15 protein-coding genes are annotated in these 25,808 nt (G+C 64.8%); 8 read left to right on the forward strand and 7 right to left on the reverse strand.

Annotation, left to right across the window (positions count from 1 at the left end; translation table 11 throughout):
• Positions 1 to 6: 6 nt before the first annotated feature.
• The 7 genes from SR858_RS13690 to SR858_RS13720 form a co-directional block, all read right to left on the reverse strand.
• A complete protein-coding gene (locus SR858_RS13690) occupies positions 7 to 1,380 on the reverse strand; it encodes a glycoside hydrolase family 43 protein (protein WP_322534595.1) in 1,374 nt (457 codons plus the stop codon).
• A gap of 14 nt (positions 1,381 to 1,394) precedes the next feature.
• Positions 1,395 to 3,485 carry a beta-galactosidase gene (locus SR858_RS13695; RefSeq protein WP_026637741.1) on the reverse strand — a complete coding sequence of 697 codons (2,091 nt, stop codon included), beginning with the start codon at positions 3,483 to 3,485 and terminating at the stop codon, positions 1,395 to 1,397.
• Positions 3,482 to 5,125, reverse strand: a complete 1,644-nt coding sequence (locus tag SR858_RS13700) for a GH35 family beta-galactosidase (protein ID WP_026637740.1) — start codon at positions 5,123 to 5,125, stop codon at positions 3,482 to 3,484. Before SR858_RS13700 ends, SR858_RS13695 begins: the two co-directional genes overlap by 4 nt.
• Positions 5,126 to 5,216: 91 nt before the next feature.
• The gene (locus tag SR858_RS13705; RefSeq protein WP_019924313.1) at positions 5,217 to 8,333 is read right to left on the reverse strand and encodes a TonB-dependent receptor; all 3,117 of its coding nucleotides are present in this window, start codon (positions 8,331 to 8,333) and stop codon (positions 5,217 to 5,219) included.
• 177 nt (positions 8,334 to 8,510) lie between these two features.
• On the reverse strand, positions 8,511 to 11,927 hold the full coding sequence (locus tag SR858_RS13710) for a TonB-dependent receptor (protein ID WP_154820123.1): 3,417 nt from the start codon (positions 11,925 to 11,927) through the stop codon (positions 8,511 to 8,513).
• 66 nt (positions 11,928 to 11,993) lie between these two features.
• Positions 11,994 to 12,977, reverse strand: a complete 984-nt coding sequence (locus tag SR858_RS13715) for a FecR family protein (protein WP_019924311.1) — start codon at positions 12,975 to 12,977, stop codon at positions 11,994 to 11,996.
• On the reverse strand, positions 12,964 to 13,542 hold the full coding sequence (locus SR858_RS13720; protein WP_084670162.1) for an RNA polymerase sigma factor: 579 nt from the start codon (positions 13,540 to 13,542) through the stop codon (positions 12,964 to 12,966). Before SR858_RS13720 ends, SR858_RS13715 begins: the two co-directional genes overlap by 14 nt.
• A gap of 127 nt (positions 13,543 to 13,669) precedes the next feature.
• On the opposite strand from SR858_RS13720, the gene SR858_RS13725 reads away from it, so the two are divergent.
• The 8 genes from SR858_RS13725 (at position 13,670) to SR858_RS13760 (ending at position 25,801) form a co-directional block, all read left to right on the forward strand.
• Positions 13,670 to 14,080, forward strand: coding sequence for a hypothetical protein (locus SR858_RS13725; RefSeq protein ID WP_019924309.1), 411 nt, complete (start codon positions 13,670 to 13,672; stop codon positions 14,078 to 14,080).
• Positions 14,081 to 14,117: 37 nt separating this feature from the next.
• Positions 14,118 to 14,891: a DeoR/GlpR family DNA-binding transcription regulator gene (locus SR858_RS13730; RefSeq protein ID WP_019924308.1), complete on the forward strand. Its 774-nt coding sequence runs from the start codon at positions 14,118 to 14,120 to the stop codon at positions 14,889 to 14,891.
• A 105-nt stretch (positions 14,892 to 14,996) separates the two neighbouring features.
• Complete coding sequence (locus tag SR858_RS13735) at positions 14,997 to 16,511, forward strand: tryptophan halogenase family protein (protein WP_026637739.1); 1,515 nt, start codon at positions 14,997 to 14,999, stop codon at positions 16,509 to 16,511.
• Positions 16,512 to 16,764: 253 nt separating this feature from the next.
• The gene (locus tag SR858_RS13740) at positions 16,765 to 18,030 is read left to right on the forward strand and encodes a hypothetical protein (RefSeq protein WP_154820121.1); all 1,266 of its coding nucleotides are present in this window, start codon (positions 16,765 to 16,767) and stop codon (positions 18,028 to 18,030) included.
• Between the two features lie 10 nt (positions 18,031 to 18,040).
• A complete protein-coding gene (locus tag SR858_RS13745) occupies positions 18,041 to 18,493 on the forward strand; it encodes a hypothetical protein (protein WP_019924305.1) in 453 nt (150 codons plus the stop codon).
• 1 nt (position 18,494) lies between these two features.
• Positions 18,495 to 21,098, forward strand: coding sequence for a bifunctional diguanylate cyclase/phosphodiesterase (locus SR858_RS13750; RefSeq protein WP_019924304.1), 2,604 nt, complete (start codon positions 18,495 to 18,497; stop codon positions 21,096 to 21,098).
• A 99-nt stretch (positions 21,099 to 21,197) separates the two neighbouring features.
• Positions 21,198 to 24,623, forward strand: a complete 3,426-nt coding sequence (locus tag SR858_RS13755; RefSeq protein WP_154820119.1) for a glycoside hydrolase family 2 protein — start codon at positions 21,198 to 21,200, stop codon at positions 24,621 to 24,623.
• Between the two features lie 29 nt (positions 24,624 to 24,652).
• Positions 24,653 to 25,801 carry a glycoside hydrolase family 43 protein gene (locus SR858_RS13760; protein WP_154820118.1) on the forward strand — a complete coding sequence of 383 codons (1,149 nt, stop codon included), beginning with the start codon at positions 24,653 to 24,655 and terminating at the stop codon, positions 25,799 to 25,801.
• Positions 25,802 to 25,808 lie beyond the last annotated feature (7 nt).

The raw sequence follows: 25,808 nt of genomic DNA on the forward strand, positions 1-25,808 counted from the left end.
CCTTTCTTATTTTGCTGCTGTGGAGGGGTAAGCCGCGTCGAGCGCCCGCGCCTCGGCAGCGGTAATCGGCAGGATCGCGCCATGCTTGGGCAGCGGGTCGGGGAAGTTCACCGGCACCTGCTCCCACTGCGGTTGCGCCACGTCCCTGGTACGCAGCGCAACATAGGTCTTGTTCGGAATCCAGCGCTCCATCCACAGGTAGTAATAATCGCCATGGATGTCGCCCGGATTGGACTTGAACGCCAGCGGCGCTTCCGATTCCGACACCCCTGCCTTCGCGCCCGTGCACGAGGTCACCTTCTGCCACTGCGCGCGCGGCGCCCGCAGATTTTTCGAGCGCTCGGCCACGATGTCGTGGCAGTTGGCATGGGCCTGGTCGATCGACTTGGTGTAACGGTAGTACCAGTCGCCCACCTTGTTGACGGTGGAATCGATGCGCCACTCGCCGGGCTGCCACACTTGCGCTTCGGTAAACGTGACAAAGTCGCGCGTGGTGGCGTACATGGGCGTGAAGTAATCGTTGCTGCCAATCTTGGACGTCCAGAACACCACGTAGGCGCCGATCGAATCATCCCACACCGCTTCCGGCGCGTACGTGTTCTGCACCTCGGGCGGCGCCACCAGCACGTCGCGCTGGGCCGACCAGTTGACCAGGTCGTGCGATTCCCAGACCTGGATGTAGCGCTTGCGGTCCGGGCCCTTGTCGCCTTTGAACCATTTGAGGTCGGTGGCCATCAGATAAAACGTGTCGCCATCGGGCGAACGCACGATGTACGGATCGCGCAGGCCGGTCGTGCCGATGGTGGACGTAAACACCGGCTTGCCGTGGTTCAGGCTGCGCCAGTCGAGCGCACTGTTCCCCTTCGACAGGCTGAAGTGAATTTTTTCCTCGGTGAACGTGAAGTGCACGAACAGGTAAGCGGCATCGGCCGCCTTGTCGAATTTTTTCACCACGCGCACCGCCACGTCGCGGCTGGCCGTGGCAGCGCCCTTGCGCAGCGTGGCACGCAGCACCGTGCTGGCGTCGCGCCCTGGCGGCCGGGTCACCTCGCCGCTGGCGGTCACCAGCGCCGGGTGGTCCGAGGTCCAGGAAATGGCTGCGCCGTGCAGGCTGGCCGGCAGTGCCAGGTTGCCGTACGCGGCTTCGGCATTGACCACTGCCAGCTGCGCTGCCGCCAGTTGCACGGCCGCGTGGTCGTCGTTCGGCACGGCGGCTAGCTGACCGTCGGACGGCGCCGCGGCTGCCCGGTTGCCGCGCTCGGCGGTCAGTGGCTCAGTGACCGCCACCGCTGCCGCGTGCCAGGCGATTGCCGGCGTGGCGGTGCCGGACCAGGCCAAAACCAGCAGCAAGGCGCTGGCCACCCGGGCGACAGGTTTCATCACAGTTTCCTGGTTCATTGCAGCACCTCCACGCCCAGCGGCGGCAGTTGCAGCCTGGCGTTCCAGCTTTTTCCGGTAAGAATGCCGTTCTTGTGACCGTCGACGGCAACGTCGACCGGGTTGCGGGTGGTGTTGACATACAGCGTGCGGCCATCGACGACGCGGGCATACACGCCTTCGGGCGTGACCGGTCCGCGCACGATGCCCAGTTCGCGGTACAGCTGGCGGTACAGTGGCTGCAGCACCGACGGCTGCGCCAGCGTGGCAACATAGATCGCCCTGCCCTTGCCGTACTGGTTGGACGTGATGACCGGCAGCGCCTGGCCGGCGCTGCTGCCCTGGTCGCCCTGGTCAAACTGGTCGAAGCGCGCCAGTACCTGCGCGGTAGTCGGTTCCAGCACCTCGTACAGGTTAAGCGACGTCTTGAACGGCACGCCGTCGATGGTGCCGGTAAGCGGCTTGGTGTGCTGGTAAAACGCCTGGGTGGTCAGGCCGAAGACGTCGGCCAGTTGGCCCGGCAAATCGGTGCTGTGCCACTGGTTGTTGCCATCGGTTTTATCCGACTGCGCGGTCATCACCACCGTGCCGCCCTGGGCCACGTACTTGCGTACCGCGTCGGTGGCGGCCTGGTCCATCAGGTATTCGCCGGCAATCACCAGCAGCTTGTAGCGCGTCAGGTCTTCGTGGGCGATATTGATCACCGCGACGTCGAGGTTGTCGTTGTACAGCGGCGAGAAGGCGCCGTACTTGTGGTCGCGGTACGGCGTGCCGTAGTACTTGTTCAGGCGCACGCCCTCGGCTTGCCGGCTGGCCGCCTGCCGCGATTCCCAAGAATACGACAGCGCCACTTCGGGTTTCAGTTCGCGCGGAAAGCCCAGTTGCTGCATGGTCTGGAATTCGCGCGCCGTGGCGCCCCACTCGGCCAGCTTCCACGACGGCTTGTCGTTGTGGTCGATCAGGCCGAAAATGATCTGCTCCTCGCCACCGAGGTGGCTGTTGTAGTTCCAGGCCAGCATGCCCTGGCCGCCGTTGAGCAAGCCGAAATACATCAGCATGCGCGAGCGGCCTTTTTCGCCGTAAAAGCCGAAGTTACCGGCCTGGAATTCGTTGAACCACACGGGCGCGGTCATGCCGCCCTTCATCATCATGGTTTCGAACGCGCCGGCAATCACGTTGCCGGCGTAATAACCGAACGCGCCATGCGTGGTGTAGCGGCGGTACGTGGACAAATAGTCGAAGCCGCGCCGGCCGGCGTCGCTAAACAGGTTCGAGATTGCCGGCTTGGCGGGCGCATGGCGTTTGCGCAGCGCTTCAAGGTCATCGAGCACGGCCAGCGTGGCGTCGGACCAGAAGCGGCGCAGGTCGAGGTAGCGCTCGTTGGGACCCACACCGGCCACGCTGGGCAGGCGCACCTGGTCCCAGTCGCTGATGGTGCGCGACCAGCGCTGCGCGGCCCAGGCGTGGTTCAGCTTGTCGAGGCTGCCGTACTTGGTCTTGAGCCAGCCGATGAAGCGCTGGCGCACCGGTTCCGAAAACGACATATAGCCGTTGCCGATCTCGTTGTTGAAGCCGATGGCGACCACGGCCGGATGCTTGCCGTAGCGCGCCAGCAGCTTGTCGGCAAAGCGGTGCAGCAGGCGCCGGTAGTCGGGGTCAAGGATGTTGTCCATGTAGCGCTCGGCCGGATACAGCTTGCTGCCATCTTCCTGCACCAGCGTCACACCAGGGTACTGGTAGTGCAGCCATTGCGGTGCGGGTGAGCCGCCGAGGTCGAACAGCACCTTGATGCCGGCCGCGTGCATCTGGTCCATCACGCTGTCGAACGCGGCAAAGGTAAATTTGCCGTTGGCCGGTTCGAAGTAATCCCACGACAGGTCGCCCATGCGCACGATGGTCAGGCCTGCCTGCTTCATGTGGGCGATGTCCTGCGTGATCTGCGCCGGGGTGCGGTCCACCGGCTGGTAGCAGGTGCCCACGAACAGCTGGCCCTGGCCGGCCCAGTCGGCGCGGGAAGTCGCCTGCTGGGCGTGGGACGCGGGGGAAAATAGCAGTCCCAACGACAGAAGCGCAGCGCTGGCGGAAAGAAAATTTGTGCGTATGTTCATTTGTAGCGATACACTTTCACTTTCTGGATGCCGAACTTGTTCGGCGGCAGGCGCAGGTAGCGGCCCTGGCCGCTTTCGTCGCCGTTGAGCCAGCGGCCTGGTACCCATTTGCCATCGACGAACTCGCCGTCGATCACCTGTTCCAGGCCCACCCGGTAGCCCGACTTGTCGTCGGCGTCGGCAAACCGCACCACCACGCCGCGCCCCGCCACCAGGAACTCGTCCTTGCCGGTGGCGATGATCAGGCCGCCATGGGCGGCGATGTCCTGGGTGTTTTTCGGCGTGCGCGGGTCCACCATCGAGACGTTCAGCTTGTAGCCGCCCAGCTCGAACGTGCGCGGAGTTTCATCGACCACGCCGGTCGCGCTCAGCGGCGCCTTGAAGCCGCGCATGGTGCCCTGGCCCTGGTTGGCCAGCACCAGCGGCGCCACCTGGCGCAGCACGCGGTAGGCGTCGGTCAGCGGATCGGTGGCCGGATTGGGCAGCAGTTCAATGGCGAACGGCCCGAAGCCGATGCCTTCCAGCTCACCCAGCGTGTAAAAGGCGTTGGCGCCGGCGTCGGTCTTGCCGGCTTGGTTCGCTTCCGGCACGAACACCGGGTTGTCGGGGCGCTTGAACTTGTCGGCCCACTCGGTATAGTTCGGGTAATACACGTCCATGCCGATCAGGTCGATATCGGGTCCGCCCGCCTTCCAGATATCGAACAGGTGCGGCAGCGGGCCGCCGCTCGGGTACTCGCCCGCCTTTTGCTCGGGGCTGTTGAGGGCCACGTTGACATACATCGGCAGGTTGTAGGCCGCCTTGCCGGCACGCGTGAGTTCATTGGCAAACTCGGTAAAACCCCAGGCCTGGAAGATTTCCTGCGCCTCGGTGCTGTCGCCGAACACCTGCGACCAGGTGCCGGCAGTCTGGTAATCCTTGGCGGCCCACACGTCGCGCACGTACGGGTGCAGCGTGGCCTTGTGCTGTTGCAGGTAATCGAGCAGGGCCTTGGGCACCTGGCCCTTGTATGCCTGCTGCGCCTGCGGGCTGTAATCGCGCACCACGGGCAGCATGCCGATTTCGTTTTCCACCTGCACCATCACCACGGTGTGGCGCTTGTCGAATGTTTTCAGATGCGCCATCAGCGCGGCAAACGCGCGCTGGTCAGCTTTTAAAGTGTCCGGGTCGTAAGGGCTCAGGATGTCTTGCGGCACGCCCTTGTTATCTTGCGTCTTGGAATAGGTCTGGTAGTCGTGCTTGATATACGGCGGCGTGTACGACGACGTCGAATTTTTCCACGCGCCAAACCACAGCAGCACCACCTTCATCTGGTTGGCCTCGGCCTGGCGGATCATGCCTTCGAGCGGCTTGAAGTCGTACACGCCCTGCTGCTGTTCGATCTGGTCCCACTCGACCGGCGCCAGCACCGTGTTGATGCCGATGGTCTTGAGCACCGGCCACTGGCGTTCCAGGTACTTGAGGTCGGAGGCGGTGGAGTTACCGAGCTCGCCGCCGAGGATCAGCAGCGGCTTGCCATCGACCACCAGGTGGGTGGCCGTGCCATGTTTTTTTAAATGTGGAATCGGTTGGGCAGCAGCGCCCAGTGCGGTTGCCAGGCCCAGTGCGGCCAGCAGCATGCTCAGTGGTTTTCGGTTCATGAATTTCGTCGCGAATCAGGAAAAAAATCCCGCACACGACCGTGTGCGGGAGAAGGGACAACACAGACACTTCGGAGTACCACTGGATAAATCAGAATTTGTAACCCACGCCCGCGTAGTACCGGCGACCGTTCCAGCCGAGATCGTTCTTGCGCATTTCGCCGCCGGCCGTGGTTTGCGATATTTCGTCGGTCAGGTTTTTCGCTTCGATCGAAAACGTCAACTGGGGCGTGACGCGGTACTGGATCTTGGCGTCGAGATAGCCGCTGGCGTTCATGAATACCGGGTTGCCGGTATTCACATCGTTACCGCCCGTGTAATAGCTGCTGCGGTAGTTATAGGCCAGGCGCGCGTTGAGCTTGTCGCGGTCGTACCAGATCGACGCGTTGTAGCTGTTTTTCGACATGCCGGGGAACGACAGCTGGGTGCCATCGAGCGTGTTCAGCAGCTCGGCGCCACGGGCATACGAATACGTCATGCGCGTGTAATTGGCATCGACGCCAAAGCCGCTCAGGAAGCCCGGCAGGAACGTCAGCGCGGTGCGGCCGGCCAGCTCGATACCCTTGGTGGTGGCGCCTTCGAAGTTGACGGTGGTACGCACGTCCCACAGCTTGCCGTCGCCAAACAGGTCCTTGCGCACGGTGACGTTCGGCTGTATCGACGTCTGGATATCCTTGCGGAAGTACGCCAGGCTCAGCTGGCTGTCGCGGTTCGGGTACCACTCGATCGACAGGTCCTTGTTGGCTGCGCGGTACGGTTTGAGGTCGGGATTGCCGGCCGTGCAATCGTCGGTGCCGTCGCCGCCAAAGCGGGTATCGCCGCTGCCTTCCAGGCAGTTGATGGCCGGCGCCAGCTTGTCGATGGCGGGACGCGACATCACCTTGCCGTAACCGATACGTACCGTCAGCTGGTCCGGCACCAGCCAGGTGGCGGCGTTAAAACTCGGCAGGTAGTCGTTGTACTTGTTGTCCTTGGTGACGATGGTGTTGGCGAGGATGCGGTCGTCGTATGCAGCGCTGGTGGCGTCGCGGGCCACGCGGCGGCGGTATTGCTGCACCCCGGTCGAGCTGGTGCGGGTGCCGGAGTAGCGCAAGCCCACGTTACCGTCGATTTCGTACCCAAACAACGTGTGATCGAAATCGAGCCGCAGGTAAGCCGAGCGGATCCGCTCGCTGGTATCGTAGGCCGGAATCTGCGGGTAGAGTTTACCGTCGCGGCCCAGCGCCTGGCGCACGTCGTCGTGGTTGAAGCGCGACGTGTCGAAGAACTGGGTGCCGGCCGCATAGTTGGGCGCCAGCCAGTTGGCCGGGTAGCCGCCGATGCCGGAACCGTTGAGAAAGTCCGGCGATTGCGAGCGCACCGCTTCGACCAGTTGCCGCATCTGCTGCGGGCCTACCCAGATTTCCGAGTTATTGCTGTTGATAAAGCTCTGGGTAACGGCCGGACGCTGCACCGTGCCGGTGTACAGCGGGTCCCAGTTCCATACCTGGGTGACATTGGCCGTCTTCACATCGAGGTCGTCGGCGGTGCTGGCCAGGTTGGCGCCGTTGTCGATCAGGTAGCCGCCGCCGTTGTACTGGAACATGCGGGTCTTGCGGCCCTGGCCGCCAAACGAGATCTTGTTGATGAACGGCAGATTGGTGCGGTAGCGCAGGTCGAGCTTGACCTGGTCTTCCTTGCTTTCCGACTCGGTGGGACGGTAGTTGAGTTCGGCGCGGGTGTACGAACTGGCGCTGTTCGGGTCCCAGCCGGCCGGGAACGTGAAGTGCGGGCGGCCGTCGCCATCGAGCGTGACCTTCAGGCCAGGCGCGCTTTGCACCAGGCCGAGGTAGTTGCTGTCGTTGGTGTAGGCCGATTCGCTCTTGGCCAGCAGCGCTTCCACGTCCCAGCTGCCCTTGCGGTAGTTGAAGCCGGTGGAGCGGTACTGGGCGTCGTTCTTCTGGATGAAGTCGCGCGCGCTGGTGGAAAAGGCGCCGTAGCCGCCCCGGCCCGAAATCGCCATGCAGTCGCCGACCACGTATTCGGTCACGTGGTGGTTGGTGACGACCATGCCGGCCGGGGTGGACGTGGTGGGTGCGGCGTTGCAGGTGCCGGCGGTGGTCACGGTGCCGTTGGCGGCATAGACCGGTGCGCGGCCGGCCGTGGCCAGGCGATTGACATCGGCAAAATCGGTGCCGTACGTGAAGTCCTGGTAGCGCGCATCCTGCTTGTTGCGCTGGTAGCTGGCAAACGCGTTGAAGCTGTCGCTGAATTTGTATTGCGCGGTGAATTCGCCGGACTTGCGTTCATGCGAGCGGGTGCCGATCACGTAGCGCGGCACCGACGGCGAGTAGTCGAACCACTGGCGCTCGCACTCGGTGCGGTCGGCCGCGGCCGTCAACGCCGCGCAGCCGGCCTTGGTGCCCACGCCGGCAGCGGCGCCGTTCATCGACGTCACGGTTTTTTCGGGCGAGAAATCCCAGTCGCGCAGGAAGCGCCAGCCGGTGTTGCGCACGGTATCGCCCTGGGTGTGCACCTTGTCGTAGGTCATATTGGCCATCAAGCCCAGCTTGCCTTCAAAAAAGCGGTCGGCAATCAGCAAACTGGCGCGCGGCTGGGCGCCGTCGCGCAGCGTGTTCTTTTGCGCCGAGATATTGGTGGCGACGGTCAGCTTTTTGAAATCGAGCGGCTTGTTGGTTTTGACGCTGACGGTGCCGCCGATGCCGCCTTCGGTCATGTCGGCGGTGATGCCCTTGAAGACGTCGATCGATTTGATCAGTTCGGCCGGCAGCTCGCGCAGCTCGGCGCCCCGCCCGGCCGTGTTATTGGTGCTCAGCACCGACAGGCCGTTGATTTCCACCCGGTTCAAATCCGGCTCCACGCCACGGATGGCGATCTGGCTGCCTTCACCGAAATCGCGCGACAGTTGCACGCCGGTGATGCGCGACAATGCCTCACCGACGTTTTTATCGGGGAATTGGCCAATGTCCTCGGCCACGATCGAATCGCTGACGGTACCGGCACCTTTCTTGCGCTCGATGGCCGAGCTGACCGACTGCCGGGTGCCGGATACCACGACCACGTTCTGCGGTTCGGCAGCGGGCTGTGCCGCCGGCGCTTGCTGCGCATGTGCCACGGGATACCCGCACAAGGTGGACAAGACGGCCGCCACGGCCAGGGCGCAACGGGTGCGGCGCGGAGGTGCGCCGTGCAATGAAGAGTCGAGCATTTGATGGTCTCCTGATTTTATTCGAGCGTGCCGCCGCTACGGCTGCTGCCGGGCTTGAGCTACGTGCCCCACCGGGGCTGCGGGCATTGGTCTTTCGATGCCCTCATCTGGATGACGGGTCCGAAAAAACTTTCCTAGCCCAAATGGATGCGGATGTTCAAGTAATCAGGGAATTGATCAGAAGGCGTAGCCGGCGCTCAGAAAATAGCGGCGCCCGCTCCACGAGTATTCATTGGGGCGGGTAATGGCGCCGGCCGTGGTCAGCGTGTGCGCATCGGTAAGGTTCTTCGCTTCGAAGGCGAACGACAGGCGCGCGGTGAGGTGCAGTTGCAGCTTGAAGTCGAGAAAGCCGGCAGCCTCCACGAACAGGGGGTTGCCGCTGTTGGTGTCGTTGCTACCGGTGTAATAACCGCTGCGCCGGTTGTAGACCACGCGCGCATTGACCGGGCCGCGCTCGTACCACAGCGCCAGGTTGCGGGCCGTGCGCGACATGCCGGGGAACGGCAATTCGCTGCCGTCGAGCGAATTGACCAGCGCCGTGCCCGGCGCATAGGCGTAACCCATGCGCGTAAAATTGGCGTCGATGCCGAAGCCGTCGAGCGGCGCGGGCAGGAACGACAGCGCCGTGCGTACCGCCAACTCGATACCCTTGGTGGTGGCGCCACGGGTGTTGACGGTAGTCGTGACGTCGAACAGGGTGCCGTCCTGCAGCAGGTCGGTGCGCACCACGGCGCCGGTGCGGATCGCCGTGTCGATATCCTTGCGAAAGTACGCCAGGCTCACCTGGTTGCCCTGCCCCGGATACCATTCCAGCGACAGGTCGGTGCTGGTGGCGCGGTACGGTTGAAGGCCCGGATTGCCAGCCGTGCATTTGTCCACGCCGTCGCCGCCGAACTGCGGCTTGCCGCTGTCGATCACGCAGGTGATGTTGGGGCTGAGGCGCTCGAGGCTGGGACGCGCCATCACTTTGCCATAGCCGGCGCGCAGCAACAGCGTTTCGGGACGCAACCACAGCACCGCGTTGGCGCTCGGTAAAAAGTCGTGGTAGCGGCTTTCCCGCGCGACGATGGCGGTGCCCAGCAGGCGGTCGTCGTACGCGGCGCTGCCGGCCGCGCGTTCGGTGCGCACGAACAGGCGCTGGCGCCCCAGCGAGCGGGTGCGGGTGCCGGCGTAGCGCAGCCCCAGGTTGCCTTCGAGCGCATGGCCGAACCAGGCGGTGCTGTAATCGGCGCGCACGTAGGCCGCGCGGGTGCGCTCCGCCACCTGGTAGGTGGGAATCTGCGGATGGATGGCGCCATCGCTGCCCGGCGCCTGGCGCACGCGGTCGTGGGTAAAACCGGACGTGTCGAAAAACGGCGCCGCCGCGCTGTAACTGGCACTGGCCCAGTTCGAGGGAAAGCCATCCAGGCCAGCCCCCGCCAGGAAATCGGGCGAGACGCCGCGCACCGCGCCAACCAGCGCACGCATCTGCGCGCCCGTCACCCAGCGCTCTTCGTTGTTGGCGTCCACGAAGCTTTGCACGACCGGTGGACGCAGCGCGCCGGCAGGATTGAGCGGGTCGTAGTTCCAGGTATAGCGCACGTTGGACGACTGCACGGCCAGGTCGTCGCCGGCGCCCGCCAGGTCGCTGCCGGCACCGAGGACGTAACCGCCGTTGGCGTAGCGCTGCGTGGCCTGGCGCCGTCCCTGCACGCCAAACGCCACGCGCTCGATCAGCGGCCATTGCGGGCGGTAGCGGAGGTGGAGCCGCAACTGGTCTTCGCTGTTGTCGATCTCCACCGGGTTGTAGGTGAACTGCACCTGCGTGTACGCGGACAGGTTGTCCGGTCCGCCATTGGCGGGAAACGTAAAGTGCGGAAAACCCCGGCTATCGAGATTGACTTGCAGGCCCGGCGCGTTCATCAGCAAACCCAGGTAATTGCTGTCGTTGCGGTAACGGCCGTCGGCGCTGGTGAGCATGGCATCGATGTCCCACCCATCCCGGCGCCAGGTAAGGCCTGCCGTGCGGTAGTAATTGTCCACGCGCTGGACGAAGTCGCGCGCTTCGATGCTGAATGCATTGCTGCCGCCGCGCCCGCTGAGTGACAGGCAGTCGCCCACCACGTATTGCGTCACATGGTGATTGGTGACCACCACCCCGGCCGGCGTGGCGGCCAGCGACGGCGCCACGCACGCGCCGCCCGCCGGTACGCCGTTCGCATCGTACGTCGGCAAGGCGCCGGCGCCGGACAGCCGGTCGGCGGAGGTCAGGTCGGCGGCGTAGTTGAGGTCGTGCAGGCGCGACGCTTGCCGAAAGCGCTGGTAAGAGACGTAACCGGTCAGCGCATTGCTGAACTTGACCTGCGCGGTAAGCTCGCCGGTGGTGCGCGCATGGTCGCGCCGCAAGATGCCGTAGCGCGGGTTGCTGGGGCTGTAGTCGTACCACTGGCGCTCGCAGTCGGTGCGGTCGAGGCTGGCCAGCGCCGTGCAGCCTGCGCGATCGAGGACGGCAGCCGCAGCCGGATTGAGCGACGGGACGGTTTTTTCCGGCGACAGGTCCCAGTCGCGTAGAAAACGCCAGCCGCTGTTGCGCACGCGATCCGCTTGGGTGAGCACCTTGTCGTGCACCAGGTTGGCCATCAGCCCCAGGCGGCGGTCGAAAAACTGGTCGGCAATCAGCAGGTTTGCGCGCGGTTGCACGCCTCCGCGCAGGCTGTTCTGCTCGGCGGCCACGGTGCTGGCGAACGTGAATTTCTTGAAGTCCAGCGGCCGGTTGGTGCGGATCAGGACGGTGCCGCCGATGCCGCCCTCGGTCAGGTCGGCGGTGACGCCCTTGACCACCTCGATCGACTTGATCAGCTCGGACGGCAGCTCGCGCAAGTCGGGCGCGCGCGTGCCGTCGGCCGTGGACAGGACCGAGGCGCCGTTGATCTCGATACGATTGAGGTCCGGCTGCACGCCGCGAATCGAGATCTGGTTGCCCTCGCCAAAGTCGCTGGAGATCTGCACCCCGGTCATGCGTGATAACGCCTCGCCTACATTTTTATCGGGAAACTGACCAACGTCCTCGGCCACGATCGAATCGGTGACCGTGGCGGCATTTTTTTTCAAATCGATGGCCGACGCGATCGCCAGCCGGGTGCCGGAAATGACCACCACCGGGGCCACGTCGCCGGCAGCCGGCGCACGCGCGGGATCGGCCGCTGCGGAAGGTGGCGCCGGCAATGGTGTCGTGGGCTGGCTGCTGCGCACCGGCGCCTCCGGCGTGATGAAAATCGCGCCGCTGGGCATGGTTTTTCCGGCCAGCCCGGAACCGGCCAGCAGCTGCGCCAGCGCGCCATCGATGCTGTACGCTCCCTTGACCGCGCCGGTGCGCCGTCCGGCCAGCTGCTCGCCCGAGGCCAGCACATTGACTTGCGCCTGGCGCGCGAACGCCGCCACCGCCTCGGCTGCGGAGCCGGCCGCAATGTCGAATGTTCTTTTACCTTCCCTGCCCTGCTGCCGCTCCTGTTCCTGAACTGCCAACTGTTGCTGCGCCTGCGCCGGTTGCGCCACCACCATCGCTCCCGCCGCCACCGCAACCATACCTGCGCCAACGCCATGACGAACCAGCATCTTGCGTGTCCCCTCTGTTTTTATATGGTCCTGCTACCTGCCACTGCCTTTCCAGCTTTCCTCATATTAACGCACAACGCCCGGCGCAGCGCCGATGGCAATCCGGTCCGCCGTGATCCGGACCGGCACCGCGAGAAACGCGCCCACGTCGCGCGCGAACAGTTCGGGCGCGTCGATCTGGTACTGGCCCACCAGCGTGCGCGTGGCCAGGCGCGGATCATCGATGACGATTTTCTTCAGGCTGTAGCGGTTGAAGTCGGCCACGGCGTCGGCCAGCTTCTGGTCTTTGAACACCAGCTTGCCTTCGCGCCAGGCCAGCCGGCGGGCCATGTCGTCGGGACGCCAGGCCACCGCGATGGCGCCACCGTGCACGGGGATGAACGCACTCTGGCCGGCCGTAAGCAATTGCCGGCCCGCGCCGGCCGCACCGGTGATTTCCACCGTACCTTCGGTGACCAGCACTTCCGCACCGCCCGCGTGGCGGCGCACGCCAAACGCGGTGCCCACGGCGCGCACTTTGGCATCGCCCGCCGCCACCACGAACGGCCGCGCCTTGTCCTTGGCGACCTCGAACCACGCTTCGCCGCGCTGCAGCGCCACCTGGCGCGATGCCGGATCGAGCCGCACTTCCACCACGCTGTCGCTGTTGATGCTGGCGACCGAGTGGTCAGCCAGCGGCACCCGCCGCACTTCCCCAAGGGCCGTGGCCAGCACGGTGGGGGCCGGCGCAGCGGTAAACCAGGTGCCAAGCCCGAAGAATGCCGCACCGGCCGCCAGCGCACCGGCTGCCAGCCAGGCCCGGCGCGGCGGCGCCTGGCGCCAGGACGCACCCGCCCATTCCGTGCGCAGCCGCTCGGGCGCAGGCCGCAACGATTCCTGCACCGTGGCGCGCGACAGCGCGTTGTTGATGGCGGTGGCGCGCAGGTAGGCGCCCTGGTGGCGGACGTCGGCGCCGAACCAGGCGTCGAACGCCTGCTGTTCCGCATCATCGAGCTTGCCTTGCTCGGCGCGCAGCATCCAGGCCATCGCCTGCTGATCAATGGTGGACATTTTTTTTCTTTCTTGCGCGAACCGCAACGTTGGTGGTGCCGGCGTCGTGATGGACGCCGACGCGGGCGATCATGTCGGCAATCAGGTTCATGCCCTTCATGGTCTCCTGCTCCACGATGCCTTCCGAAATACCCAGGGTTTGCGCGGTCTCGTTCTGCGACAGCCCGTAAATGCGGCGCGCACGGAACACTTCCTTGCAACGGTCGGGCAAATTGGCGATCAGGCCGATCACCCATTTCAGTTCGGAGCGCCCTTGCGCCACCCGTTCCGGCGAAGCGCTGACATCTTCCACTTCCAGCTCGTCGAGGCTGGCCATCGATTCGATGTTGACGATGGCCTCGCGCCGCAGCCGGTCGATGACAATATTCTTGGCCGTGCGCACCAGGAAGGCGCGCGGCTCGCGGATATGCGCCACGCCGTCGAGCACCAGTACCTTGTAATAAACCTCTTGCACGACGTCATCCACTTCGGCACTTCCCTGGCAAACCCGACGCAGAATGACGCGCAACTCCGCCTCAAAAGGCAGAAAGTTTGATGTAACCCAATCTACGACATCCGGATTCATGAGCGTAATTCCCTTGTTGTACCTGAGTATGACGGGTGAGAAAACGCAATCCTATGAAATTTGTGAAAAATATTTCGTGCGCCACACCGGGTAGGAAAATTGCCGCCCGTGCGTCATAGGAATAGGAATGGCCGCGCCGGCACCGGGTGCAGGCAGCCGCCATCCCGCCACGACCAAGGTAACCATGCTCGATTTCGATGATACGGCTGCGCGCAAGCGCCTGTTGCTGCTGCTTCTGTGCAGCGGCCTGACGGCCTGCGCTGTGCCGGTGCCTTCAGGCCTGCCTTTCCCGGGCGCGCGGGAAACCGGTCAGCTCGTACTGGTCAACCGCCCGCTGGCCGATGCGGTGGCCGATTTCAACCGAAATAATTGCAAAGAAGGCAAGCCGATCATCCTGCTGGATCCGGCGCTGGGCCGCAAGACCCTGGTCGGGCGCTATCCGGTGAACGCGCCGGAGATGTTCGCCCGCGACGTCAGCGCGCTGTTCGGGGTGCCGGTGAATATCGGCGACGACCATATCGCCATCGGCCTCCGCTAGCGCCCTGGTCCTCCGCGCGCACCATAGAAAGCCAGCCATGTACAACCACGAACGCCGCCGACAGTTGCTCAAGTTGCTATCACAGCGCGGCTTTATCGCAGTGACCGAACTGACAAAGTTATTCAATATTTCACTGCCGTCGGCACGCCGCGACATCGTGTGGCTGCTCGAACACAACCTGGCGCGGCGCCGGCTGGGCGGCATCGAATGCCTGCCCGGCAAGCCGGCGTTGTCCTTCAATCCCGACTCCAGCCAACCCGAATTGCCGCTACGCGCAGCGCGCCGGCGCGCCATCGCCCGCGCCGCAGCTGCCATGTGCAGCGACGGCGAGACCGTCACCATCAACGGCGGCGCCACCACCTTGCTGATGGCGGAGTTTCTCGCCACCAAACAATTGACCGTGCAGACCAATTCGTTCCAGAGCGTGCGCACCCTGATCAACGCGGGCAGCAGCGAAGTGGTGCTGCAGGCCGGCACCATCGACCGGCAACGGGGCATCGTGCTCAGTCCGTTCGAGCGTGACTATGCCACCTACCATTACAGCAGCAAGATGTTTATGGGCATCGCGGGCGTCAACGAGCACGGCCTGATCGAGTCCGACGCGGAGCGCCAACGTGCCGAGCAGCGGATGATCGACCAGGCCGAGCGCCTGATCGTGCTGGCCGACAGCACTGAACTCTGGCCACGCACCGGCCCGGTGCTGTGCCCGCTCAGTGCGGTCGATACCGTGATCACGGACACCCAGGCGCCGCCTGCTGCGGTAGCCATGCTGCATCGCAGCGGCGTGCGGGTGGTTCAGGTGAGTCCGTAGCGTATCGCGCATGGGCGCAATGTACTCACTCCCGCAAGCAACGTGTAGAATTAACGGTTGGCATTACTACAACAACCATCTCCACGCAGAGAGAAAGACTGAGACATGCCCCAACAGAACCAACAAACTCAACCATCTCGCCCGGTGCGCCGGGTCATTATTGCCGGCGGCGGCACCGCCGGCTGGATGGCCGCCGCCGCCCTGTCGCGCACGCTGGGCAAGGTGCTCGATATCAAGCTGGTCGAATCCGACGACATCGGCACCGTGGGCGTGGGCGAGGCCACCATTCCCAGCCTGGCGCAGTTCCATCGCCTGATCGATATCGACGAGCGCGAATTCATGGCAGCCACCCAGGCCACCTTCAAGCTGGGCATCAGCTTCGAGAACTGGCGCGCCCGTGACGAAAATTACATCCATGCGTTTGGCTCCACGGGCACCGACCACTGGACCGCCGGCTTTCACCATTTCTGGCAAAAGGGCCGCGAGCGCGGCATCGCTGCCGACTACGGCGACTATTGCCTCGAGCACAAGGCGGCGCGGGCACTGCGCTTCGGCCACCTGCCCGACGACGGCCTGGTGTACGCCTATCACCTCGACGCCAGCCGCTACGCGCGCTACCTGCGCCGCTACGCCGAGCACTTCGGCATCGAACGGATCGAGGGCAAGATCGCCAGTGTCGAGCGCGACCCGGCCAATGGCAACGTGGCGGCGCTGCTGCTCGATTCGGGCCGCCGCCTCGAAGGCGACCTGTTCATCGACTGCACGGGCTTCCGCTCGCTGCTGCTGGGCCAGACCATGGGCGTCGAGTATGAGGACTGGTCGCAATGGCTGTTCAACGACAGCGCGATCGCCGTGCAGACCGAGTCGGTGGGACCGGCCGTGCCGCTCACGCGCGCGATCGCCCACGACTGGGGCTGGCAGTGGCGCATCCCGCTGCAGCACCGCACCGGCAACGGCATCGTGTTTTCCAGCCGCTTCGTCGATGACGACACCGCGAGAGCCGCACTGCTGGCCAATATCGAGGGCAAGGTGCTGACCGAGCCGCGCGTGATCCGTTTTACACCAGGCCAGCGCCGCCAGGTGTGGGCCGGCAACGTGGTGGGACTGGGGCTGGCAACCGGCTTCCTCGAGCCGATCGAATCGACCAGCATCCACCTGATCCAGCGCAGCATCGTGCGCCTGTTGCAGCTGTTCCCGACCGAAGGCATCGAACCGGTGGACGTGGCAGAGTTCAACACCCAGGCCGCCGACGACATCCGCACCATCCGCGACTTCATCATCCTCCACTACAAGGTGACCGAGCGCGACGATACGCCGTACTGGCGCGCCGCGCGCGACATGACGGTACCGCCGTCGCTGCAGCACCGGCTCGACCTGTTCGGCGGCTCGGGCCGCGTGTTCCGGTCGCAGAATGAGCTGTTCTCCGAAAACTCGTGGGTGCAGGTCATGCTGGGCCAGGGCTTATTTCCGCGCACGCAGCACCATACGGCCCACGTGATGCCCGAGCGTGAGCTGGCGGCGTTCCTCGACGGCATCCGTACCGGCATCGACCGCACCGTTGCGCAGATGCCGGCGCACCAGGCGTATGTCGAACGCTACTGCCCGACGAGCCAACCGTAGCAGCCGGCTGTCTGACAGTCTGCCTGGCGGTGTTGACACGCACCGCCAGCCCGCGCCGCCACCGCGCTCCCGTTGTGTCGGCACCCACGTGCCGCACAATTCGTTGTTAGTTTGCACGTTAAATTGCACCATATCCACATCGCCTGTATAGTTCCAATAGGTTCTCGGATTTTTCCCGCCTCCCCTGCCGTACCCCCTCCTTCGCAATATCGAAGTGCAATTATTTGCATGTCGAAAATATAGATCAGCCCATATGCCGAGCAATTCTTCTGCGCCTCGTATGCTTGTACGATTCGCCATCATTTTTATGTGTGCCAGAGCGGCAAGCGCGCAGGCACAGGCGACGACGGACGAGTTGGCGGTGCAGCCGTGGACCTTTGCCGGCTACGGCAGCGCCGGGCTGGTCCACTCCAGCGAACGCAACGCCGACTTTACGTCGAATGTTATTAATCCCGGCCGCGCCGGAATGTCAAAGCACACCAGCTATGACGTCGATAGCCGGTTCGCTGGCCAGATTAATTATGAATCGAACGCCGACTGGTCGGCGGTGTTACAGGTTATTACCGAGCGAAACCTGGACAAGGATTTTTCACCGCGCGTTGAATGGGCGAATATAAAATACCGCTATTCGCCGGAACTCAGTATTCGCATCGGCCGCACTGCACTGCCGATATTTTTATTGGGCGATTATCGCAAGGCCAGTTATGCATTGCCGTGGGTACGGCCCCCGGTCGAGGTCTATGGCGGCCTGCCGGTATCGAACAGCGACGGCATTGATGTCAGTTACAGCTGGCGCACGGGCGGGCTGAAAAATGTGACGCAGGGCTCGTTCGGGCGTACCCGGGTGCGGGTCGGCAATTCGGCCCACGCCAATGCCAGGCAACTGATCGGCATTTCCAACACCACCACCACCGACAACCTGACGGTGCGCGCCAGCATAATGACCGCCACGCTTACCGTCGATATCGCCAAGCCGCTGTTTGACGCCTTCAGGCAATTCGGACCGCCCGGTGCCGCGCTGGCCGAGCGCTACGACGTGTCGAACAAGCGGACGTCGGTTGCAGCGATCGGTTTTACGTATGATCCCGGTTCCTGGTTCCTGATGGGCGAAACCGGCCGCTTGAACGCACGATCATATCTCGGCAACAAATCGGTGTCGTACCTGGGCACCGGCTACCGCTGGAATGCATTCACACCGTTTGTCACCTATTCCAGGGCCAAGGCGCACCAGCCGTTATTCGATGCGGGCCTGCCCGTGTCGGCGTACCCGGCGCAGGTGGTACCGCTTGCCATCGGTCTCAATCAGCAGCTCAACGGCTTGCTGCGCACCATCGCCGCGCAGCATACGGTCAGCACCGGCGTGCGCTGGGACTTCGCGCGCGACTACAGCCTGAAGCTGCAATACGATCGCCTGCGCCCCGAGGGCGTGAGCAATGGCACGCTGATCAATGTCCAGCCTGGCTTCAGATCGGGGCATCCGGTCCACGTGGTGAGCACCATGCTCGATTTCGTTTTCTGATGGTGGCGCCATGAACCTCTATACGACACCATTTACAACACCATTACTGACATCGCTGCTGGCACTGACGCTCAGTATCATTTGCCCCAGTGCGTCTGCCGAACTGGTCGTCATTGTCTCGGCCAAGCGCGCGCCGGTGGCGCTCAATCGCGGCCAGGTCTCCGATATTTTTCTCGCCCAGACCGAACGTTTTCCCAACGGCGACAGCGTCACCCCGCTGGACCTGTCGATCGATTCGCCGCTGCGCGAACAGTTCTACGACAAGGTCAGCGCCAAGTCGCCGGCGCTGCTGCGCGCCTACTGGACCAAGATGGTCTTCACCGGGCGCGGACTGCCGCCCAGGGAAATGGCCACCAGCGTGGCGATGCGGCGCCAGGTCGCGGCCAATCCATCGCTGATCGGCTACATCGACAGCGCCGCGCTGGACGACAGCGTCCAGATCGTATTAGTTGTGAGTAAATAACATGCCCCCGGCAAAGGTTGGCAATGCCAGCCTGGAAATGTTTGCCCAGCACACCGAAGTGCGGCAGTCGCTCGCCATGCCGCTGTTCGCCCTGGTGTTGCTGGTGCTGATCTGGGGTGCGACCTTTCACTTCATCCGCATCGAGCACGACAACACGGTGCGCGCGGTCAACGCCTCCCTTGCAGACCTGATCGACACCTACGAGGCGCAAATCGCGCGCAATGTCGGCGGCATTGAGCAGACCCTCAAGACCGTCAACTATGCCGTCAAACTGAACGGCACCAGGAACGCCTTGCAGGCAATGAAGAACGAAGACCTGCTGCCGCCGGCGATCGTGTTTGCAGTCAGCGTCATCGACAGCGACGGCAACCTGGTGGAAGCCAGTCCGCCAGCGGCGGCCGCGTCGGTGGCGGCGCAACCGTTTTTCAGGCATCACCGCGACGATGCTACGGACCGGGTGTTTGTCAGCGGTGCGCCCGGTGCGGACCAGCACCATGCAGCGGTTCAATTTACCAAGCGCCTGACCGATAACGCCGGCCGCTTCAGCGGCGTTGCCATGCTGACCGTGGATGCCGGATATTTCACCAGCGCCTACGAGACGTCGCGCCTCGGCAGGCATGGCATGCTGGCACTCCTGGACCAGGACGGCGCCATGCTGGCGTCGCGTATCGGTGACAACACGTCGTTACCGCCCACGGCCGACGCCATCGAGCGCTATACCGCCACGCGCCGCATCGGCCGCTTGCATCTGAACGCGGTCGTCGGGCTGGGAAAAGCGGAGCAACTGACGGCCTTCGACGCGCGCCGCCTGACCCACCTGTGGCAAGCCGGCGGCGCCACGCTGGTCTTGCTGGCCATGCTGGCCGTATTCTGGGGCTGGAACCGGCAAGGGGCCAAAACCCGCCGCAGCATCCGGCTGGCGCAGCAAACCTACGAAGCCGCCTCGGAAAGCAACCAGGATGCGTTTTTTGTCCTCCACAGCATGGTCGATCAGGCCAACACGATTACCGACTTCCGCATCTCGGCAGTCAACCGCCAGGCCGAAGTGATGACCGGCGTCGGCCGGCACCACCTGCGCAATACGTCGCTGCGCAGCCTGATGCCGGACGCCTTTACCAACGGGATCTTCGACAAGCTGGCGCGGGCCGCGACCCAGGGTGGCGTCCACGAAAAGGAAATCAGGAATACGGTCGAGCAGTTCAAGGGTACCTGGTTTCACGAACAGCTGATCGGCGTGGAAGGCGGCGTGATTGCGATCGTGCGCGATGTCAGCGAACGCAAGGCAGCGGAAGAAAAAATTCTCCACATGGCCCAGCACGATGCGTTGACGGGCTTGCCCAATCGCGCGCTGCTGCAATCGCGCATCGAACGCGCGGTGGCGCACGCGACCCGCCGCGACGGCGTGGTGGTGGTGGCGTTCATCGACCTCGACAACTTCAAGATGGTCAACGATGGCCTGGGCCATGGCGCCGGCGACATGCTGCTCGCCCAGATCGCTGCCCGCATGCACGGTTGCCTGCGCCGCCAGGATACGCTCGGACGTTTTGGCGGCGACGAGTTCGTGATGGTGCTGCCGGCCCGGCGCGACCAGCTGGCGCAGTGTTTCGCCCTGCTTGACCAGGTCACCGCCTCCGTCGCGCGCACCGTGGACATCGAAGGCCACGCAGTCCAGATCAGCTGCAGTACCGGCGTTGCGGTGTTTCCGCGCGATGGCAATACCGCCGCCTCCCTGCTCACCCGCGCCGATGTCGCCATGTACAGCGCCAAGGCCTCGGGCAAGAATCAATGCCGCTTTTATGCGGACAGCATGAACGCCAATGCGGAAAACAAGCTGGCGATGGTGGCCAGCTTGCGTACGGCCGTGGAGGAGCAGCAGTTCCGCGTGGTGTACCAGCCCAAGTTCGATATCAGGACCGGCGCGATTTTCGGCGTGGAGGCACTGGTGCGCTGGGACCATCCGACCGGCGGCCCGATCCCGCCGGCCGACTTCATTCCGCTGGCCGAGGAATGCGGCATCATCGTCGACATAGGACGCTGGGTGATGCGGACGGCATGTGCCCAGAGCATGGCCTGGCAGCACGCGGGACTGCCGCCGCTGGTCATGTCGGTCAACGTCTCGCCGCGCCAGTTCGACGATGCGGACCTGCTGACCGATATTGCCGCCACCCTGCTGGGCACTGGCCTGCCGGCCCACTTGCTGGAACTGGAGATCACCGAGAGCCTGATCATGCGCGATCTCGATGGCGCCGTCGCCACCATGCGCGAGCTCCAGCACATGGGGCTGTTATTGTCGATCGACGATTTCGGCACCGGCTATTCCAGCCTCTCGTCGCTGAAATCCTTCCCGATCACCACGCTGAAGATCGACCAGTCGTTTGTGCGCGACCTCGGCGCCAAGACCGAAGACCAGGCGATTGCCCGCGCCATCATCGCCCTGGCGCATGAACTCAAATTGCGCGTGATTGCCGAAGGCGTGGAGACCCACGCGCAGCTGGACTTCCTGCGCGCCAGCGGCTGCGACGAGGTGCAAGGCTACCTGTTCGGCCGTCCCTCGGCCCCGGATGTGATCGAAGCGCTGTTGCAGGCGCCCGCCGTGGCAGCCTGAATAATCATCGCGGCGATCACTTGGCGCGTGCGAACGGACAATGGATGACTTCCGGTCGCAGTATGGTTATGCTGGTCCGTTTCCATACCGAGGACCACCATGCATCCAGTTGGCATATTCCTGGCGCGGTTGCTGATACCGGTCTTGCTGGCCTGCGCCGCGCCTGTCGCGCGGTCGGCCGACACCACTCCCGTCACCGAGCAGCGCTACCTGTCCGGCCAAGGGCCCGCCACGGCCGTGCCGTGGGAATTCAAGGTCTCCGATGGCCGCCGCGCCGGCGCGTGGTCAACCATACCGGTGCCATCGAACTGGGAGCTGCAAGGCTTTGGCGGCTACGACTACGGCGAAGGCGCCAAGCGACACAACGAACAAGGCCAGTACCGCGTGAAGTTTGCCGTGCCGCCGGCCTGGCGCGGCCGCACCATCAGGCTGGTGTTCGAAGGCGTGATGACGGAAGCGACGGTGCGCGTCAACGGCGTGGCGGCTGGCGCGCCCCATATCGGCGGCTTCTACCGCTGCGGCTACGACATCACGCAACTGGTCAAGCTTTCCGCCAATGCCGACAACGTGCTGGAAGTGGATGTCAACAAGGTCGCGTCGGATGCGGCCAGCGAAAAAGCCGAACGCGCCGGCGACTACTGGGTCTTCGGCGGCATCTTCCGTCCGGTGTGGCTGGAAGCAGCACCGGCGCAGGCGATTACCGGCGTGGCCATCGATGCACGGGCCGACGGCACGCTGGCCGCGCGCGTGCGCCTGTCGCAGCCGGCGCCGGGCGCCAGCGTGGAAGGCCAGGTATTTGACGCAGCGGGCAAGGCGGTCGGGCCGGTGTTCCGCGTGGGGTTGCCGGCTTCGGCTTCGGCTTCTTCTGCCGATCCCGCGCCGGTCACCGTGCGCGGCAGCGTGCCCGCGCCGCGCCTGTGGACGGCCGAGACGCCCAACCTGTACACGCTGCGCCTGACCTTGCGCCAGGACGGCAAGGCGCTCCACACGCAAAGTACGCGCTTCGGCTTCCGCACCTTCGAAGTGCGCCAGGGCGATGGCCTGTACCTGAACGGCCGCAAGATCGTCATCAAGGGCGTCAACCGCCACAGCTTCCGGCCCGGGACAGGCCGCGCGCTCGACCGCGAGGACAACTACGCCGACGCGCGCCTGATCAAGTCGATGAACATGAACACGGCGCGCATGTCGCACTATCCTCCCGACCCCGCCTTCCTCGAAGCGGCCGACGAACTGGGCTTGTACGTGATCGACGAGCTGTCGGGCTGGCAGGCCGCGCACGGCACCACGATTGGCCGCAAGCTGGTGGCGGAGATGGTGCCGCGCGACGTCAACCATCCGAGCATCCTGTTCTGGGCCAACGGCAACGAAGGCGGTTTTAACACCGACCTCGACGCGGAATACGGCAAGTACGACCCGCAGCAGCGTCCCGTCATCCATCCATGGGCCATCTTCAACGGGCTCGACACCAAGCATTATCCGAACTGGAACCTGGTCAACGAGCGCCTGCGCGGCCCCAACCTGTTCATGCCGACCGAATTCATGCACGCGCTGTACGACGGTGGCGGCGGCGCCAGCCTGCAAGACTACTGGGACGCGATGATGGCTTCGCCGAGGGGCGTCGGTGGCGTGATCTGGGCGCTGGTGGACGAAGGCGTGGCCCGTACCGACCAGGGCAACCGCATCGACCCGTACGGCACCTATGGCCCCGACGGCATCGTCGGGCCGCACCACGAAAAGGAAGGCAGTTACTACGCGGTCAAGGACATCTGGTCGCCGATAAAGCTGGGCGCAGCCACGTTCGACGCCGGTTTCGACGGCACGCTGCCCGTGCACAACCGCTACGACTTCGCCAGCCTGGACCAGGTGCGCTTCGACTGGCGCCTGCTGCGCTTTGCCGCGTCCGATGCGGCGTCCACGGCTGCGCACGAACTGGCCAGGGGCGCAGGCAGCGCCCAGGGCGTGGCCGCACGCAGCGATGGCAAGCTCGACCTGCGCCTGCCTGCCGGGTGGCGCAAGCTCGATGCCGATGCGATCGCGGTGACCGCGACCGGCGCGGATGGGCAGCACATCTGGACCTGGACATACCCGGCCAGCGATCTGTCGGCACGACTGGCCGCGCGCATGGCGGGCAAGACCTTGCCGCACCAGCGGCAGCCTGCGCGCGCCGCCGCCAATCCGGTCAGCAATGCTGAGCGGATGTCCGCTTCTGCCGGTGCCGGTGCCGGCAACTCTACTGCCAGCGCCGCGTCAACCATTGCTGGCGCAGCCAGCGCTTCGTCTGCCAGCCCCGCAGCGATCCCCGCAGCCGCATCTCCGGCAGCATCAGCTACGCCGACGGTCACCACCGAGGGAGATACGCTGCGCCTGGCCGCCGGGCCGGTCAGCGCTACCTTCGACGCAGCCAGTGGCCAGCTGCGCACGCTGCAACACGGCAGCCGCGTGTCGGCCCTGACCAACGGGCCGCGCCTGGCGTATGCCCGCCCGCTGCCAGCAGCGAGTACCGACATCGCCTGGCTGCCGCTTATCGATCGCGCAGACGATAGCAGCCCCCCTAGCGCCAGCAACCAGCCCGGCGCCACCATCCACCGCCTGACCGCGCCGCAAACGGCCAGCGTGATCGAACTGACTCCTGCCTTCGACAAGGCTACCGCCTACGCCCGCTTCAAACTCGAGATCAGCGCCGACGGCACCACCTGGAAAACCGTGTTCGACGCCACCCGCCGCAAGTCGGACGGCAACGCCTACCGTTTCCCGCCGCAGCCGGTGCTGGCCGTGCGCATCACCAATCCCATCGACCAGCATGGGCAGGCGATCGCCATGACCGGCGTGCGCCTCGGCCACGCGGCGCAGCGCTTCCCTGCCGCATCCGATACGGCAAGCCTGGCCACGGTGCGCAGCGGCACCGGCGCCGATGCCGATGGCAAGCCCGTGGCCTGGATCGAGGCCAGCCATAGCGGCGGCCTCGATCGCCTGCGCTGGACCATGGCCGCCAACGGCGACCTGCGCCTCGATTACGGCTACCGGCTGGACGGCGTGGTGCAATACCACGGCATCACCTTCGACCATCCCGAGACAGCGCTGCGCAGCACGCGCTGGCTCGGAGAAGGACCGTACCGCGTGTGGAAAAACCGGCTGCAAGGCACCTGGCTCGGCGTGCACGAGGTGGCGCAATTCGACCAGCAGCCGGGCGAAAGCTTCCGCTATCCCGAATCGCAGGGCTTTTTTGCCGGCGTACGCTGGGCGCGGCTGGACACCACGACCGGCATGCTGCGTGTCAGCAGGAACAGCAGCAGCAACAGCAGCGACGCCAGCAGCGGCGCGCCCGACGGCTACCTGCGCATCGGTACGCCGCGCATCTCGCATGCGAATACGACTGTGGAATTCCCGGCCGGCGACCTGTCCTGGCTGCACGCCATCCCCGCCATCGGCGAAAAATTCACGCCGACCGAAGCGCTGGGCCCCTCGGCCGCCTGGCCGGTTGCCAACGGCGCCTACGCAGGCAGCCTGACCTTGCGCTTCGACTGATGTTCACCCTGACCCGACGAAAGGCCCACATGCCCCGCTTGACCATCCTGTCCGCCATTCTGCTGTGCTGCGCGCTGCCGGCCATCGCGCAGCGATCACCGGCGCAGCCGGCGCAACCGTCGCAGCAGTCGCAACCAGCGGCCATCGCGCCGCTACCGCCGGCCGACGCCCCCTTGCAATTGCCCGCCATGCACCTGCACGATCCGTTTATCGTGGCCGACCAGGCCAGCCGCACCTATTACCTGTACACGTCGAATGTGCCGTCCATGTCCGGCGAATGCGGCGTCGGCGTCATGGCGTACACCAGTACCGACCTCAAACACTGGCGCAAGCCCACTGTGGTGTTCCGGCTGCCGCAAGGCGGCTGGGCCAACGACGGCGCGTGGGCGCCTGAAGTGCACGCCTGGCAAGGCAAATACTACCTGCTGACCACGATGTACAACGAAAAGCTAACCCTCGATAAGCCATCGGCATCGGGCTGGAAAGCCTTCAGGCGCGGCACCATCATGGCGGTGGCTGACAGTCCGCAAGGTCCGTTCGTCCCGCTCAATCACGGCGAGCCGGTGGTCCCCAGCGACCTGATGACGCTCGACGGCACGCTGCACATCGACCGCGCCGGCAAGCCCTGGTATGTGTACGCGCATGAATGGGTGCAAACGGCCGACGGCACCATCGAAGCGATGCCATTGACCAGCGCCCTGAAGCCCGCTGGCGCACCGGTGCTGCTGTTCAAGGCGTCCGAAGCCGACTGGAGCAACGGCCAGAAACCGGTGGACCCCGACGGCAAACCCGCCAAGGCGCCCGTGTACGTCACCGACGGCCCGCAACTGTACCCGTCAACCGACGGCAGCCTGCTGATGCTGTGGTCGAGTTACGACAAGAACGGCTACGTGCAGTCGGTCGCGCGCTCGGCTTCCGGCGACGTGCGCGGGCCGTGGACCCAGCTGCCGCCTATCCTCAAGCGCGATTCCGGTCACGGCATGCTGTTCGATACCTTCGACGGCAAGCGCATGCTGGTCGTGCACCGCCCGTTCAAGAACGCCCGCGGCAAGCTCTACGAAGTGCGCGATGCGGGCGGGCGCATCGAAATCCTGAACCAGCGCGTGGACCTCGACGGCGACCATTTGATGGGGGTGGCGGAGCGGGCGCCGAAGCTGGCGTGTCCGGCGGCGAAGTAGGTCTGCG

Source organism: Duganella zoogloeoides (assembly GCF_034479515.1).
GTDB lineage: Bacteria > Pseudomonadota > Gammaproteobacteria > Burkholderiales > Burkholderiaceae_D > Rugamonas > Rugamonas zoogloeoides.